This window comes from Vibrio sp. Vb1574, from assembly GCF_033338675.1.
Genome location: NZ_JAWOTC010000319.1, coordinates 1 through 1,196, shown reverse-complemented (window position 1 = coordinate 1,196; position 1,196 = coordinate 1). Strand labels below are relative to the sequence as shown.

Annotated in this window: 2 protein-coding genes; both read right to left on the bottom strand. The window is 41.5% G+C overall.

The window, feature by feature from the left end:
* Nucleotides 1-282, bottom strand: a 282-nt coding sequence (locus R7O12_RS25855) for a pilus assembly protein N-terminal domain-containing protein (RefSeq protein WP_318126912.1), incomplete at its 3' end; no start/stop codon positions are given.
* A gap of 2 nt (nt 283-284) precedes the next feature.
* Nucleotides 285-1,037 carry a hypothetical protein gene (locus R7O12_RS25850; protein ID WP_005481305.1) on the bottom strand — a complete coding sequence of 251 codons (753 nt, stop codon included), beginning with the start codon at nt 1,035-1,037 and terminating at the stop codon, nt 285-287.
* Nucleotides 1,038-1,196 lie beyond the last annotated feature (159 nt).

Here is a 1,196-nt window from a genome sequence, read left to right as displayed (position 1 = left end):
GTTGACTACCACTTCTGCGTTATAAATTTCGTTTCCGGCTCGATCATAAGCAATGATCGACGTTGCACCACGACCGATACCGTAAATCACGAGCTTCCCATTTGCGATTACCTTGTAGTCCGCAATTTGAGTGTCTGCGACAAATACGGTGTCGATGTTACGTTTTACGTTAATGGTTTTTGCTGCGCCTTTATCTAAGCTCAATAGCTCCCCTGCAGAGACTGAAGCTGGGAGTAATAGCGCCACTCCTAATGTGACTAATAGTATATTTTTATTGAACACCCTTAATTCCCTCTCAGCTGTCGAACGCCAAATCGATGCTCAATTAAATCGCTACTTTTCACAGATAAGTATTTATGAACCATCTTTGCAGGAACCAGCGTTATAGCTCCGATCTTTTGTGCCATTTCAAGCTTAAGTACTTGTTTAACGGTCAACGCGATGATCAAGCCATAGTCTTCGTTTGACGAATCATCTTCAGACACATTCATCGCCTGTAAAACTAATGCACCATCAATAATGACGTTGCTTGTTAAACTATCGATATCGGAATAACCGCTTTCTAATAAATTCGATTGAGATGAGGTTGTAGCGACAAAGCTGACGCGGTCGCCAGGTTGTATTGGTAACGCCTCAACAATGCTACTGCCTTGAGAAAGGTAGTAATAAGGGACCTGATCTTTTTTAAGCGAAAGATACATGTAATCTTTTTCGCCGGGGTTAGAAACCAAGTTTGACGTTAGTTGAGTTCCTTCGGTGACATCTTTTGCCCATAGAGCGCCAGATTCAATCTTGATACTCGTATAAGGGGTATAAGAATGCTGTTTTGCTTCTGACTCTGAAAACTCTCGAATATCAATTGCATCAATATTGACGGGATCAGCTTTGTTCACAGTTCGATTAACAAATGCGACTTGTACAAACACTTCATTTTCCACGACGGCCACAGGCTCTGGCTGGTCAAAGAAATCACTGACGTAAAAAAAGGCCAAAAACATAGTGATGGCAACAAATACAAAAATTAATGCTCTACTCATAGAATAAAAACCTTAAAAGAGAGGGTTTCCCCTCTCTCTAAATTTATAACGGGTTAACTTATCCTTGTTTACCGTCGGCAGTACCGCCTTTACTACCACTGCCACCGGCTGAATTAGCACTATCCATCGACGTAGAGATCTTACCCATTGCATCATTTA

Excerpts from the sequence above, each read along its gene's own strand:
- R7O12_RS25850 (WP_005481305.1), bottom strand. The coding sequence starts at position 1,037 with ATGAGTAGAGCATTAATTTTTGTATTTGTTGCCATCACTATGTTTTTG.